The organism is Kordia antarctica (genome assembly GCF_009901525.1).
Taxonomy (GTDB): Bacteria; Bacteroidota; Bacteroidia; order Flavobacteriales; family Flavobacteriaceae; genus Kordia; species Kordia antarctica.
This window is the reverse complement of sequence record NZ_CP019288.1, coordinates 2,037,351-2,052,173: the sequence shown is the minus strand read 5'-3', so window position 1 is coordinate 2,052,173 and position 14,823 is coordinate 2,037,351. Positions and strand designations below refer to the sequence as shown.

At 32.3% G+C, this 14,823-nt stretch carries 10 protein-coding genes; 3 read left to right on the top strand and 7 right to left on the bottom strand.

Features of this window, described 5'->3' with window-relative positions:
* Positions 1–168: 168 nt before the first annotated feature.
* Complete coding sequence (gene secDF / locus IMCC3317_RS08210; RefSeq protein WP_160129040.1) at positions 169–3,234, top strand: protein translocase subunit SecDF; 3,066 nt, start codon at positions 169–171, stop codon at positions 3,232–3,234.
* Positions 3,235–3,337: 103 nt separating this feature from the next.
* Here secDF and IMCC3317_RS08205 read toward each other — a convergent pair whose 3' ends face one another.
* Entirely contained in the window at positions 3,338–3,493 is a 156-nt protein-coding gene (locus tag IMCC3317_RS08205) for a hypothetical protein (RefSeq protein WP_160129039.1), read from the bottom strand.
* Positions 3,494–3,748: 255 nt separating this feature from the next.
* Here IMCC3317_RS08205 and IMCC3317_RS08200 point away from each other — a divergent pair, with 255 nt between their 5' ends.
* Both IMCC3317_RS08200 and tamL read left to right on the top strand, forming a co-directional pair.
* Positions 3,749–8,755 carry a translocation/assembly module TamB domain-containing protein gene (locus IMCC3317_RS08200; RefSeq protein WP_160129038.1) on the top strand — a complete coding sequence of 1,669 codons (5,007 nt, stop codon included), beginning with the start codon at positions 3,749–3,751 and terminating at the stop codon, positions 8,753–8,755.
* A complete protein-coding gene (gene tamL / locus IMCC3317_RS08195; protein ID WP_160129037.1) occupies positions 8,752–11,001 on the top strand; it encodes a translocation and assembly module lipoprotein TamL in 2,250 nt (749 codons plus the stop codon). Before IMCC3317_RS08200 ends, tamL begins: the two co-directional genes overlap by 4 nt.
* Before the next feature lie 344 nt (positions 11,002–11,345).
* Here the strand turns inward: tamL and IMCC3317_RS08190 are convergent, their stop codons facing one another.
* From IMCC3317_RS08190 to yidD, 6 genes are all read right to left on the bottom strand, one after another.
* Positions 11,346–12,206, bottom strand: coding sequence for a glycosyltransferase family 2 protein (locus tag IMCC3317_RS08190; RefSeq protein WP_160129036.1), 861 nt, complete (start codon positions 12,204–12,206; stop codon positions 11,346–11,348).
* 3 nt (positions 12,207–12,209) lie between these two features.
* Positions 12,210–12,350 carry a hypothetical protein gene (locus tag IMCC3317_RS08185; protein ID WP_160129035.1) on the bottom strand — a complete coding sequence of 47 codons (141 nt, stop codon included), beginning with the start codon at positions 12,348–12,350 and terminating at the stop codon, positions 12,210–12,212.
* A 380-nt stretch (positions 12,351–12,730) separates the two neighbouring features.
* Positions 12,731–12,916, bottom strand: coding sequence for a hypothetical protein (locus tag IMCC3317_RS08180; protein WP_160129034.1), 186 nt, complete (start codon positions 12,914–12,916; stop codon positions 12,731–12,733).
* A gap of 69 nt (positions 12,917–12,985) precedes the next feature.
* On the bottom strand, positions 12,986–13,462 hold the full coding sequence (locus IMCC3317_RS08175) for a DUF192 domain-containing protein (RefSeq protein ID WP_160129033.1): 477 nt from the start codon (positions 13,460–13,462) through the stop codon (positions 12,986–12,988).
* A complete protein-coding gene (lgt, locus tag IMCC3317_RS08170; protein WP_160129032.1) occupies positions 13,459–14,325 on the bottom strand; it encodes a prolipoprotein diacylglyceryl transferase in 867 nt (288 codons plus the stop codon). Before lgt ends, IMCC3317_RS08175 begins: the two co-directional genes overlap by 4 nt.
* Positions 14,326–14,560: 235 nt before the next feature.
* Positions 14,561–14,809 carry a membrane protein insertion efficiency factor YidD gene (gene yidD, locus IMCC3317_RS08165; protein WP_170293874.1) on the bottom strand — a complete coding sequence of 83 codons (249 nt, stop codon included), beginning with the start codon at positions 14,807–14,809 and terminating at the stop codon, positions 14,561–14,563.
* Positions 14,810–14,823: the final 14 nt, after the last annotated feature.

The window sequence follows — 14,823 nt, the reverse complement described above, 5'->3', positions numbered from 1 at the left end:
TTTTAAATCGAGAAAAAAATCACGGTTTAAAGCAGGCAACATATGGCTTTTCGGTATGATTACGAAAGCTATTCATATTACAATCAAATCACATAAAAATAATTGTCAAATCAAGCGGTAAATTATATATTTGCACGTTTTAAAAATTTGACCAAAAAATATTGAATAATGCAAAATAAAGGATTAGTAAAATTATTTGCGATTTTATTCGGATTGGTAAGTATTTATCAATTATCGTTTACGTTTGTCACGAATAAAATTGAAAACGACGCAAAAGTCTACGCGGTTTCACAATTGCCAAGACCAGCAGGTGATGTGGCAGACTCTAAAGAGAACACAGATAAAAGAGAGCTTATTGAAAAGCGATATTTAGATTCTATTGATCAAAATGAGCCGATCAATTACGGATTTACTACGTTTTCATACAGCGAAGCAAAGGAAAAAGAATTAAACAAAGGATTAGACCTTAAAGGTGGAATCAACGTAATTCTTCAAATTTCTGTAAAAGATATCTTAGCAGGATTGGTAAGTAATAAAGAAAATGAAACGTTTGTTAAAGCGTTGGCAAGAGCTGATGTATTACAAGCGGAAGCACAAGAAGATTACGTAGAGTCTTTCTTTAGAGCGTTTGACGAATTGAAGCCAGAAGGATTAACATTAGCAAATCCAGATTTATTTTTTACGCAAGCATTAGAGCAAGATTTGGAAGATGGAATGGAAACCTCCGACCGTGTGGTGCAAAATGTAATTAGAAAGAAAATTGATCAGTCAATTATTTCTGCGAAAGAAGTATTAAACAAACGTATTGACCAATTTGGAGTTACACAACCAAACATTCAGCGTTTAGGAACTTCTGGACGTATTTTAATTGAATTGCCAGGTGCGAAAGATGTAATTCGTATTGAAAAGTTAGTACAAACAACAGCACAACTTGAATTCTGGACAACTTACAACGACAATGCAAAGCTTGCATCGTTCATAGCTACGGCAAACGAGAAGTTAAAAGAACTTCCTGCATATGCTTCAACAGATGTACAAAAAGCTGACGACGCGCAAGAAGGAGATGAAGATACTGACGATGCTGAAAGTGACGAGCAAGAAGCGTTGTTAACTTCAACAGAAGATACATTAAGCGTAGTAAACCCATTATTTGACAAAATTCAACTTGTAAATAATGGTGGTGGAATCATAGCTACCGTAAAAGAAGAAGATAGTGCGGAAGTAATGGCATTATTATCAAACGATATTTTAAAGCAAGTAACACCAGCAGAATTACGTTACGTACGATTTGCTATTGGAAAACAACCAGATCCGTTAACAAATAGATTTAGTATCTACGCATTAGCAGGTGAACGTAAAGGAAAAGGTGTAGAGCCGCAAATGAAAGGTGATGTAATTGATGATGCAGCACAATCATACGCAAGTAATGGTAGACCAAACGTAAACATGCAAATGAACGGTATTGGTGCAAAACAATGGGAAAAACTAACAGAAAAAGTACACAATGAACGAGGTAATATTGCTATTGTTTTAGACAACATTGTATATTCTGCTCCAAGCGTAACTACTGGAAAAATTTCTGGTGGAAACTCTGAAATCTCAGGTAATTTTACGGTTGAAGAAGCGCAGGATTTAGCAAACGTACTAAGAGCAGGTAAATTACCAGCAACGGCAGATATTTTACAATCGGAAGTAGTTGGTCCATCATTAGGACAAGAAGCTATTGATAGTGGTTTAATGTCGTTCATGATTGCTTTAATATTAGTATTAATTTGGATGGTATTCTATTACGGAAAAGCAGGTCTTTTTGCAGATGTAGCATTAGCATTCAACATCTTATTAATATTTGGAGTATTAGCAAACTTAGGAGCGGTATTAACGTTACCTGGAATTGCTGGTATTGTATTAACCATTGGTATGTCCGTGGATGCAAACGTACTTTTATTTGAAAGAGTTAGAGAAGAACTAGCCAAAGGTAGAACGCTGCAAGAATCAATTACGCATGCGTTTAGCTGGAAAGGTGCAATGTCTTCAATTTTTGATGCAAACATTACCACAGGATTAACAGCATTGATCTTATTCTTATTCGGAACAGGACCAATAAAAGGTTTCGCAACTACCTTATTAATAGGTATTGGAACTTCATTATTTACTGCAATCTTTATCACTCGTTTATTAGTTGATTGGTATGTTGCTAAAGGAAATAATTTAGATTTCTCTACAGGAGCAACGAAAAACTTATTCAGAAACAATACCGTTGAATTTTTAAAGAAGCGTAAAATTGCATATGTTATTTCAGGAATTGTTATCTTAATTGGTTTAGGATCGATCACTTTTGGAAGCGGATTAAATCAAGGTGTTGACTTTGTTGGAGGGCGTTCATATCAAGTACGTTTTGCAGAAAATGTAAGCTCGCAAGATGTAAAGAAAGAATTGACAGTTGAATTTGGTGCTGAAAACTCTCCAGAAGTAAAAACATTTGGTGGAGACAATCAGTTAAAAATTACAACGAAATATAAAGTTGATGAAACAGGAACTGAAGTTGATGATGAAATCAAGAAGATGTTATTAAAAGGATTAAATAAATTCTTACCTGCAGACATGACGTACGACAGATTCGTTGATGGAGCAGAAGATAAGCAAATAGGAATCATGCAATCAGTAAAAGTTGGACCAACAATTGCCGATGATATCAAAAGAGATTCATTCTGGGCAGTATTAGGTTCGTTAGTAGTTGTATTCTTGTACATCTTATTACGTTTCCGCAGATGGCAATTCTCATTAGGAGCTGTAATTGCGGTATTCCATGATGTATTAATTGTATTAGGTATCTTCTCAATTGCGTGGAAATATGTGCCATTTACAATGGAAATTAACCAAGCATTCATTGCCGCCATCCTGACCGTAATTGGATACTCGCTGAATGATACCGTAGTTGTATTTGATAGAATTCGTGAGTTTATGAACGAACGTCCAGACTGGAAATTACGTAAAGTTGTAAATGCAGCCTTAAACAGTACGTTAAGTAGAACGTTGAATACGTCATTAACTACATTGGTTGTATTATTAGCAATCTTTATTTTCGGTGGAGAATCTATTAGAGGATTCATGTTTGCATTAATCGTAGGTGTAATTGTAGGTACATATTCATCTATGTTCATTGCAACACCAGTAATGTTTGATACTATCAAAAAAGGTGACATCAACAAAGGATTAGTAGAAGTTGAAGATTAATAATCTCGGTATTATATAAATTCAATTATATACAAAAAGCGTCACTCATTTATTTGAGTGACGCTTTTTCATTTCATAAATAAAAATAAAATCTATGTATTGATCATTCTTGATCGCATATAATTTTAGAATTTTCGCAAATTCCAACACAAGTAATATTTGTCACATTTGTTATTGGTTGCGCTCTTCCGCCAGTTAGTGTAAAGGTTGCAATTGATTTTTTGTTTAATGATAAATTGTTTAAGTTTTTAGTTTTCATACTATTGTAAATTTTAAGTTAGTACTAAAGTTAAAAATCAAACTCTAAAGGTTGATAAGGTAAAACCGTAGAATTTATTTTAGTCTAGAAAGAAATGTTGATACATATGATTCCAAAGTTTAAGAATGTTTTGTGTTATTTTTGCAGAGAATTATCTTTACTTGTAATAGTGGACTGATTAAGTTTTAAGATAGTTGTTTTTGATGAAATTAAATCGAACCAAAAAACGAATGCTATTTATTTTATAACATATTAATGGAGCAGCAAAAAAAAACAAAAAAAGCGTTGTTTTGGAAAATCGTAAAAAGAACAATTCTAACTCTTTTTATCCTTTTTATTGCGCTTATACTATTCATAAGAAGTCCTTGGGGACAAAGCATTATTGTAACTAAAGTAACTAATTACATATCAAACAAAACCAATACGAAAGTAGAAATTAAAAAACTCTATCTTACTTTTTCTGGTAACTTAATAATTGAAGATCTCTATTTAGAAGATAAAAAAGGAGATACGCTCGTATATTCTAAAAGCTTAGAAGCTTCCATCGCTTTAATGCCACTTATAAAAGGCAATGGATTTAATTTAAAATCGTTGGAATCGGACGGATTAAAAGCGAATATTTACAGAAAAGATAGTATTTCAAAATTTAATTATGATTTTCTAATTGATACGTTCACCACGAAAGATTCTATTGCTCAAACATCTGGAGAAGCATTAAAAATTACACTAGGAAAGCTAAATTTCAAAAACATCGAACTAACGTATACTGATGCCATTTTAGGAATTGAAAGTGCGGTAAAATTAAATACTGCAAAACTTGAAACTAATTCGATCGATTTGGAACAAATGCATTTTGACATCAATAGTGTTCAGTTGAAAGATGGCGTTATAAAATACCGACAAACGAAACCATTTCCTGTCGATCCTACTGCAGAAGTAATCAAGTTGCCATTTATAGCTATCCAAAATCTTGATGTAAAAAATACGCAAATCTCCTATAATTCGGTTCCTGAATACCTAGATATGAATCTTTCGATAGATGAATTAATCTCGAAAATACCTGTATTCGATTTGGAAACACAAACGGTCAACCTAACTAATTTCAATCTAAAAAATTCAATTATCACATTTGAACAATCAAATCCTATTGTTGGAACAACTGTTGTAAAACCTGCAAATTTTGAATGGCCAAATTGGACAATAATGGCTAACGATATTGAACTATTGAATACTGAAATTACAGCAAAAACTGGAAATACAACTTCCGTTAGAAACGTCTTTAACGCAGAAAATATTCAATTGGAAGATTTCAACTTCAAAGCCAATTCATTTGAATACAAACCAGGAAACGCAAGCGCATCTTTAGAAAATATTTCGTTTACAGATCGAAGTGGATTTCAATTGAAAAATTTTGGTGCGCAGTTAGCATTAAATAACACGTCAACAATCTTAAAAAATCTTTCTGTTCGCACAAATAATAATAGTATTTCTGGTAATGTTTCTGTCAATTATAACTCAATAAATACTTTTATTAAAGATCCAGATTTAAGTCGATTATCTGCAACGATTCCGAGTTTGAGTGTAAACCCAAAAGATGCTTTTTTCTTCCTACCTGAACTAAAAAATAATAACTATATAACGAAACTTTCAAAGAAGCAAATAATAGGTTCGCTAAAGCTAAATGGTACTTTAAGCAACCTAAATATACCTAAAACGACATTAAATTGGGGAACGAATACAAAGATGAATATCCAAGGAAGCGTTAAAAATACACTAGATATTAATACATTACATCTAGACTTTAAGAACTTCAATATCACATCAAACAAAAAAGACGCCTTTACATTTATTGATCCTGAAATACTGACTATTGAAGTTCCCGAAACATTTCAGTTAAAAGGTAGTGTTAATGGAAATTTAACCAATTTTAAAACGAATGCGACACTTAAAACTTCCGATGGAACTGTTGTTATAAAAGGGAATTTTAAAAACAAGAAAGCCATTGCTTTTAATGGAAGTGTTGCTGTTGATAATTTAGCACTTGGCAAAATTCTTAAAAATGAAAAACTAGGCGTCTATTCATTTACAACTACAATAAATGGCGAAGGAAACAGTCTCAATACGTTAGATGCAACATTGAAGACCGATTTTAAAAAACTATCCTATAATAACTACGATTTTTCAAAACTGCAACTAGATGGAAAAATTACGAATGGTAATGGAAATCTGAACCTAAACTTCAAAGATGAAAATTTAGATTTTGAAATGGTAAACTTGATTCAGTTAGATACGGTTGCTTCCAAAATTCAAACGATTTTAAATTTAAAAGGTGTCAACTTTCAAACACTTGGACTTGCCGAAGAAGATGTACGTGCAAAATTTAAGCTGGAAGCAGATATTGTAGGTAATTCAACAAGTAACCTAGCATTTAGCGGAATTATCAAAGATGCAATTTCTGTTCGGAACAATAGACCTTATTTATTGGGCGATATTATTGTTTATGCAAAACTTACAGACAAAACGACTGCTTTTGAGATTGAAAGTAATCCTGTAAATGCTTCGTTGGTTTCAAACACCGATGTGGTAAATCTTATTGCGGAACTACAAAAGCAATTTAATACGTATTTTAAGGATGATGTTACAACTACCGAAACTGATGTTGCATCAAATATTACTATGAAATTTAATGCTACGGTAAAACAAGCTCCTATTCTTAAAGACTTATTCTTACCCAAATTAGAATCTTTAAATCCGATAGCGATTACTGTAGATTTTAATGCTGAAAACAACTCGCTTATCGCGAATGCAACTGCGTCAAAAATAACCTATAACGGAAATATTATTGATAGTCTTAATTTTTCACTAAATGCAGAAAAGGAAACGTTAGATTTCGATTTCAAACTTGGTTCGTTAAAAACTGGAGCGCTGGCAATTCAAAAAATAAGTCTAAAAGGAAACGTGAAAGATCAAATAGTATACACGGATTTTATTGCGAAAGACGCTGACGAAACCTTGATTCAAATTGCTTCTGAAATTACCAAACAAAAAGATAGTATAAGCTTTCATATCAATCCAAAAGGGTTCATTCTTAACAAACAAAACTGGTCTATTCTTTCAGATAATAAGATTACGTATACTACAAATTATTTAGGATTCAAAGATTTTAAGTTGAGCCAAAACGAGCAACAAATTACCGTTAGCAATACGTTGCCTGGAAAAACCATTGAACATGTAGGTTTTAATTTTAAAAATTTTGAATTAAGTACCATTACCAGTTTATTTAATCAAGAAAAAATACTAGCTTCAGGGAAACTAAATGGAGAAATTGTAGTAGAATATCCTTTTGGAGATACTGGAATAACAGCCAATGCCAATATAACTAATTTGGAAGTTGTGGAAGTGCCACTCGGTAGGTTGAACCTTGATGCGAAATCAGTAGATGCTTCTAAATACGATCTTAATTTAGCAATCTTAGGAGACAATTTAAACGTAGCCATTATTGGTGATTATATAGCGAATGAAGATGATGCAATACTTAATTTTGATATCGATTTAAAAAATTTCGAACTAAAAGCATTAGACCAATTTGCAGGAAAGTATTTGTCAAAAACATCTGGGAATCTTTCAGGGAACGTCAAACTAACTGGCTCCACAAATGAACCAAAACTTTTAGGTGCTTTAAAATTTAATGACGCTGGTTTAACAATTAATGCGTTTAATGCATCTTTTACACTTCCAAAAGAATCTATAAAACTAGATGAAGCAGGTATTTATTTTGATAAATTTACGATGTTGGACATCAATCAAAATCCTTTTGTTTTAGATGGAAAAATTTCTACAAAAAACCTATCAAATTCATCATTTGCATTAACGCTAAAAGCTAAAAATATTGAAGTACTAAACTCCACAAAAGAAGCTAATGATTTGTTCTACGGAAAAGTCAATCTCGATGCAGATGTTTCTATAAATGGCACATTGAAACTTCCTAAAGTACGTGGTAGTTTAATGGTAAATAAAACTTCAGATTTTACGTATGTCATTCCTGAAGATGAAGTGAATCTTGTTGAGAAAGAAGGCATTGTCATTTTTGTAAATAAAAAAAATCCAGATGATATTCTAACAAATCAAAAAGATGATGTGTCATCAACGGCAGTATTAAGAGGATATGATATAGATGCACAATTGACCGTTTCAAAAAAAGCTGTTTTTAATATTATTGTGGATGAGCGTTCTGGCGATAATTTAAAAGTATCTGGAACTGGAAACTTTAAGTTTGGTATTTCTGAAAATGGCGATATGTCACTCTCTGGAAAATACGAAGTAGATAGTGGACATTACGAAGTAAGTCTCTATAATTTAGTAAAAAGACATTTTGATATTGCGCAAGGTAGTAGTATTATTTGGCGTGGAAATCCGTTAGAAGCTGACATGGATATTAGAGCTATTTATAAAATAGAAGCTGCTGCATCTGGCCTAATGGCAACCAAACTTACAAGCGAAAGTGCTAATATTACGAGTAAATATCGCCAAAAACTTCCGTTTCTAGTGTATCTTAATTTAAAAGGGCAATTGCTAAAACCTGAAATTTCCTTTAATCTTGATATTCCAAAAGATAATCAAGGAGAACTTGGTGGCGCAGTTTATGCGCAAGTTCAACAACTCAATACACAAGAAGACGAACTTAACAAACAAGTATTTTCGTTATTAGTATTAAATCAATTTTTTCCTTCTGCTACAAACGATGGAAGTTCTGGTGGCTCATTGTCAATTGCGAGAGACAATGCAAATAATGTACTCTCCAACCAACTGAATAATTTTTCAAATAAATTACTAGGAAATTCAGGAATTGAACTGGATTTTGGTTTAAATAGTTATACAGATTACCAAGGAAATGCACCATCTAATAAAACACAATTAGATGTAAATGCTAGAAAACGATTGCTCAATGATAAACTGATTGTAGAAGTTGGAAGTGGCGTTGATATTCAAGAAAATTCGCAAAATGCAGGACAAACTACGCCTTTGGTTGGAACTGTAAACATTCAATATCTTTTTGATGATAATGGAAGATGGCGATTGAAAGCGTATCGTAAAAATGATTTTGAAAATGTTATTGATGGACAAATTATACTCACAGGAATTTCTTTAATATTCAATCAAGAATTCAATAAATTTGAAGAGCTTTTTGCGAAAAAAGTCAAAGAAGAAGTTGCAAAAACAAAAGAAGCAGAAAAGACTAAAAAAGACACATCGAAACAATGAAACTAAACTATTTTATACTGTTATTTTTTGCAGTTATACTATATTCTTGTAGTGTAAAACGTTTTATACCAGAAAATGAAACGTTATACAAAGGTGCGACTTTCAAAATTGATTCCGAAGAAAAAATAAAAGATCAAAAAATCATAGAAGAGGAGCTTCAAGCTATATTGAGACCGCAACCAAATACCTCAAAGTTAGGTTTATTAGCACACTATAAAGTGGAAAACGGTAACCCAGGATTCATCTACCGATTCATAAATAAAAAACTAGGAGAAGATCCTGTATATCAATCTGATGTAGACATAAAAAAAACGGAGAATTTTATTCTCAATAGACTAGAAAACTTAGGTTTCTTCTACAGTAAAGTAACTTCTGAAATTAAAAAGGGAAGCAAAAAAAGTGAAGTTATTTATACTATAGAACTCAAGCAACCTTATGTCATGGAAACGTATCAATTAGAAACTGATACGCTTTCTATTCACAAGGAAATACAAAAAACCTTACCCGAATCTTTCATTAAAAAAGGAGAACGTTTTAATCTGGCAAAGTTTAAAATTGAACGTGAACGAATAGATTTCAATCTTAAATCACAAGGGTATTATAACTTTAATGCCGACTTTTTAATTTTTGAAATTGATACGAATCAATACAAAAACAAACGTTTTGATTTATATCTGCGCTTAAAAAAGAATGTTCCCAAAAAAGCATTGGTAGCGTACAAATTAAATACCATAAATGTATATCCAAATACAACTGTAACTAACAATTACCAACAAGCAGATACGACAACTATTGCAGGTGTAAATTTTATACAAGATACGCTGTTTTTTAAACCAGAACGATTGCGTCCATTTGTGCTCTTTGAAAAAGGACAGTTCTATGACCCAAAGAAATTTAAAGCCACCAGCAGGCGATTATCTTCCATTGGCACGTACAAGTTTGTAAATGTTCAGTTCGAAGAAAAACCTATTTCAGAAAATGATACCATTGGCTATTTAAACACCAGTGTGTATTTATCACCTTTAAATAAACGCGCATTAAGTGCAGAATTGCAAGCAAATGCCAAATCTAATGGCTTTAGTGGACCAGCATTAGCATTGAGTTATACCGATAGAAATCTTTTTAAAGGTGGAGAAGTATTAAAAATAACAGGGAAATTTGGGTATGAAGCGCAATTAGGTGGGAAAGCAAACAATACAGGTTTGAGCAGTACACAACTAGGTTTAACGGCAGATCTTGTTTTTCCTAGATTACTATTCCCAATGGATGTGTCTGGTCAGTTTAAATATAATATTCCTAAAACCAGAATTAGTGCAGGCATTGAATATTTGAACCGAAGCAAACTATACAGTTTAAGTAGTTTCAATACGAGTTTTGGATACCAATGGAATGCAAACGCTTCTACATATCATACCATAAACCCAATTAGTACGAATTTTATAAAATTGACAAATACTACGCCCGAGTTTGAAACTATTTTAAATGATAACCCTTTTCTAAAAAACAGTTTTGAACAACAATTAATTTCTGGATTAACATATAATTTCACGTATAATGAATTAAGTAATGTAAACAAAAAAAATCCTTTTTACTTTAGTTCAAACATAGATATCGCTGGAAACTCTTTAAGTTTATTCAGTTCAAAAAATGATTCAGGCAAAAAAACCATCTTAGGTGTAGAGTTTGCGCAATATGCAAAAATTGATGCAGACGCACGTTTTTACTTTAACTTAGGGAATGAGCAAACTTTAGTCACCAGACTATCTGGAGGTTTTGGATATGCCTATGGGAATTCGGAAGTGCTGCCATTTTCTAGACAATTTTTCTCAGGCGGTCCATACAGTATTCGTGCGTTTAGAACACGATCTATTGGTCCAGGAACGTATGCGCCAGAAAGTACAGACACGAATTCTTACTTTGATCGTTCTGGAGATATAAAATTAGAAGCAAATGTAGAGTATCGTTTTCCGTTATATGCGTATTTCAAAGGCGCACTTTTTGTAGATGCAGGTAATGTATGGTTGCGCAATGAAAATTCAGAATTGCCAGGCGGAAAGTTTACGTCAAACTTTATAAATGAACTTGCCATTGGTGCTGGTTTAGGTGTGCGTGTAGATATTCAAGGTTTTGTTGTGAGGTTAGATTGGGCAGCGCCAGTGCATGCGCCTGTACAAAATGAAACTACAAAATATACATTTGATGCTAGTAACGGAATTTTTAATTTTGCAATTGGCTATCCTTTTTAATTTTGGATGTTGAATACTTTCAGAAACTATTTATGTATATAGATTCTCTAATTCAATCAATTTTTTCCAATATTGATCCTTTTCTCTAGCTTTTCTTATAAACTTCAAAGCTTGCTTTTTATCATCCTTTTTTAAGAAAATCAAAGCATATAATAGTAGTGAATCTGCTTGTAAGTATTTTTTGTTTACATCTAAATAAAGAATACATAAAAAGTATGATTTCAGAGTGTATAAAACACTTGCAATTTTGTATACTTTGTCCTCTTTTTCGCAGTAGCTAAGGATATACATTGCTTGCTCAAAGTCAATAGATTTGCTTGAAGTTTTTAATCTGAGATAATATTTTAAAGCGTGAAGAGGCTTTTTTTTTTAAAGTAACAATCTCCCAATAGCATATGTACTATCGTACTATTATTAGGTTTTGGCAAACTTCTTAATGTGCTGATTGCATCGTCTAATTTTCCACTTTCCATATATAGTTGACTTAATATAATGGTTGTGGCAGTTCTAATTTTTAGATTTTTGGTTTTAAACGTTTTAATCAGATCAAAAACCTGTTCGTTTTTCTTGAAGTACTTTAAAGTTTTAATTTTTTGATACGTTAACCAATCATCAGTTGGATTTTTCTGTAGATAATTAGCTATCAATGCTAAATAGTTCTCTTGTTTTGAGTGAACATGTTCAATGTCTAAACTAATGTGATGTTCTAAATAACAATCTTGATTTAATGCAACTTGGATTCCTTCTTTCGTAAAAAAATCGTCTAATCTTTCATGAATTGGATATTCAAACGTAGCATTCGTTTCTCGTTTAAACAATCGGATGATGGTAACAGGATATTTTACTTGTTTCAAGTCATGTTGCTGTCTGTACATCTCTTTTCTAATAATAGAAAAAGCGTTGGTTTTTGTAGCTTTTAATCTAGCTATGAAATTAGTTTCAAATACAAACCTTTCATCAGCATCAATAATTAAGATCCAATCGCCATTAGCTTTCGATATTGCGAAATTTCTTGAAAAAGAGAAATCATCAATCCATTCTTTAAAATAAATTTTTGAAGTGTAATTTTCAGCAATAGCTATTGTATCATCCGTAGAAAAAGAGTCCAATATAATAATTTCGTCTGCGATTTCTTTTACAGAATCTAGACAAGATTTTATATTAGACGCTTCGTTTTTAGTGAGTATACAAACGGATAAGAACAAAAATTATGAGTGGTAATATGAATCTACATGATTTTGTTCAGCTTCAGAATTTGTTGCGCCTCCGAGTATTTTTGAAGAATCAGAAACTGGATTCTTTTTTATTTTCTTTAATACTGCCGAAGATAAATAATGGAAAATGCTCATATAATTGTGAATTTAAGTTTTCTAAATATACTAAAAACCTGAGTTCGATCTAAAATTTCAGGGTGTTTTTTTGTCTTTTCCGCAGTATAGCAGGGGTTTTTCGTTAAGAATTTTCGAATCCTTGGAGAAAATTTAGAAAAATTCATGCGGTTTTAGTTTTTCCCTAAAAGAAAAACTAAAAATACCTCTGGAAAAGCGCACTTTCTTTTGTTGAAGCCTGTGCTGAACTTGATTCAGTATTCTTTGTGCGAGCAAAGAAAACGAAAATAATGATATGAAAATGACATACTTATTACTTATTGCGAAAATGTGTTCAGAATTTTATTTGAGTAAACTTATGTCGAACTCATGTTAAAAAGAAATGAACTTGTATTTTTTTATTAATGAAGTCTACTCAATGTAATAATTGTAACTACGAGAATACTCAACGGAATTAGCCCAATGAGCATGCCAGTTCCAATAATTTTATACTTAGGAATTCGGGTAAGATAAATGGCAATAATAGGAACAGCGATTAAAGAAACTACTACTGGCAGAACATGATTGAATGTTGAAGTAATCAGCATGCCAAAAAACGGAATACCAAGTGCTAACGCAATGCCAAAAAATATATTAAGTACTTTCAGAAGTATAGTTTAATTTTTTAAAAGTGTAATGCCATCACCAATTTCTAGCAACCATTTCTCAGCCAAACCTGCATTCACTTCTAATACGTACATGGCAGGAATTTCAGAAGGCAATCCGGTTTCGTCTAAAGGTATTGCATTCTCTTGAAAACTTACAATCTTCATCTTCGCATCTAAATAAATAATATCTAAAGGAATCAGCGTATTCTTCATAAAAAAACTTCTAGGAAACTCGGTCGGAAATATAAAAAGCATTCCTTGCGTATCTTTCATCGAAGCACGATGCATTAAGCCTGTTTCGCGTTCATAATCGGTTTCTGCAAGTTCAACGTCAAGTGTAATAATATCTTTTCCACTAGCTTTAGAAAGTGTCAATCGACCTTCTTTTTGAAACGTAATTTCAACCGTTTTTATTTTTTTATTTTGATTTGAATCACAAGAAACAAACGCAATTGTGAAACAAAGAAGGATCAAAAATTTTCTCATGACTTGGCAGTTTCTGGAGTTGTATTGTTCGTTTTTCTAAGCATAAAGTAAAGTCCAACAATTACAAATGGAATACTCAACCATTGTCCTGTACTTAACAACCAGTCTTCACGTGTATCAACTTGCGCTTTCTTCACAAACTCTACAAAGAAACGTATTGTCCATAACAGCACTAAAAACAATCCAAAAAGATAGCCTGGTTTTTCTTTCTTATCGGTTTTCCAATATAAAAACCATAAAATAACAAACAGAATCACGTAGCAAATTGCTTCATATAATTGTGCAGGATGACGAGGTAATGTATCTCCATTCGCTTTAAAAATTACACCAAAATCAGAGTTTGTATACGTTCCGACAATTTCAGAATTAAAGAAGTTTCCTAAGCGTACAAAAGCGCCGCCAATGGCTACAGGAACTACAATTCTATCTAAAATCCATAATAAGCTTTTATATTGATGTTTTCGTCTGTGTAAATACATGGCGAAAATAACTCCGATGGCTCCTCCATGACTTGCCAAACCTGCAAATCCTGTAAATTTATAGCCATTAATAAACCCAAATAAAGCTGCATTCGGATCTTCTTTTATTGGGAGTAAAATTTCTATTAAATGATCTTGGTAATAATGCCAATCATAAAAGATAACAGCGCCTAAACGTGCGCCAAGTAAGGTTGCAATTACGGAATACATGAACAATGAATCCAAATATTCTAACTTAACATTAGCATGTTCATACATTTTTTTCAAGATGTAATATCCTAAACTGAATGCAATGATGAACATTAAGCTGTAATATCTAATTTGAATTGGACCCAAGCTAAATAAAACTTCACTAGGATTCCAAGGGATACTTAAAAAGTGCATATGGAGTTGTTTATAAGGTGTAAATATAGGGAAACGAAACGAAAATCAACGAAAGCAAATCGTAAAGGAATGTTATTTTAGTGAAACTCAATTTTGAAAAGCTTGTGCTGAACTTGATTCAGTATCTAAGACGTATTCAAAGTTGTTGATTGGACTAATCTCGTTGCATAACGAGATTCCAAATTTAGTATATAACCCTTGATCAATTCTTTGAATTTGGTGTCTGATTGGAAATTTAATTCTTCTTTTTATGAAGCTTGTCTGGCACAGGATCGTATCCGCTTCCGCCGAAAGGATTGCAACTAAAAATACGTTTTATGGCTAATTTTCCACCGCGAAATAACCCGTGTTTCTGTAATGCTTCTGCGGTGTAATGTGAACATGTTGGCGTATACCGACATACCGAAGGTGTAAACGGAGAAATTGCCGCTTGGTAAAAACGGATGATTAATAGAAAAGGATATATAAGGATCTTTTTAATAATAATTTAGTTTGAGG

What these genes read in the sequence shown, in the direction of transcription:
- IMCC3317_RS08200 (WP_160129038.1), top strand. Translation starts at nt 3,749, where the DNA reads ATGGAGCAGCAAAAAAAAACAAAAAAAGCGTTGTTTTGGAAAATCGTA.
- IMCC3317_RS08205 (WP_160129039.1), bottom strand. Translation starts at nt 3,493, where the DNA reads ATGAAAACTAAAAACTTAAACAATTTATCATTAAACAAAAAATCAATT.
- lgt (WP_160129032.1), bottom strand. Translation starts at nt 14,325, where the DNA reads ATGCACTTTTTAAGTATCCCTTGGAATCCTAGTGAAGTTTTATTTAGC.
- IMCC3317_RS08180 (WP_160129034.1), bottom strand. Translation starts at nt 12,916, where the DNA reads ATGCTGATTACTTCAACATTCAATCATGTTCTGCCAGTAGTAGTTTCT.
- IMCC3317_RS08185 (WP_160129035.1), bottom strand. Translation starts at nt 12,350, where the DNA reads ATGAGCATTTTCCATTATTTATCTTCGGCAGTATTAAAGAAAATAAAA.
- IMCC3317_RS08175 (WP_160129033.1), bottom strand. Translation starts at nt 13,462, where the DNA reads ATGAGAAAATTTTTGATCCTTCTTTGTTTCACAATTGCGTTTGTTTCT.
- tamL (WP_160129037.1), top strand. Translation starts at nt 8,752, where the DNA reads ATGAAACTAAACTATTTTATACTGTTATTTTTTGCAGTTATACTATAT.
- secDF (WP_160129040.1), top strand. Translation starts at nt 169, where the DNA reads ATGCAAAATAAAGGATTAGTAAAATTATTTGCGATTTTATTCGGATTG.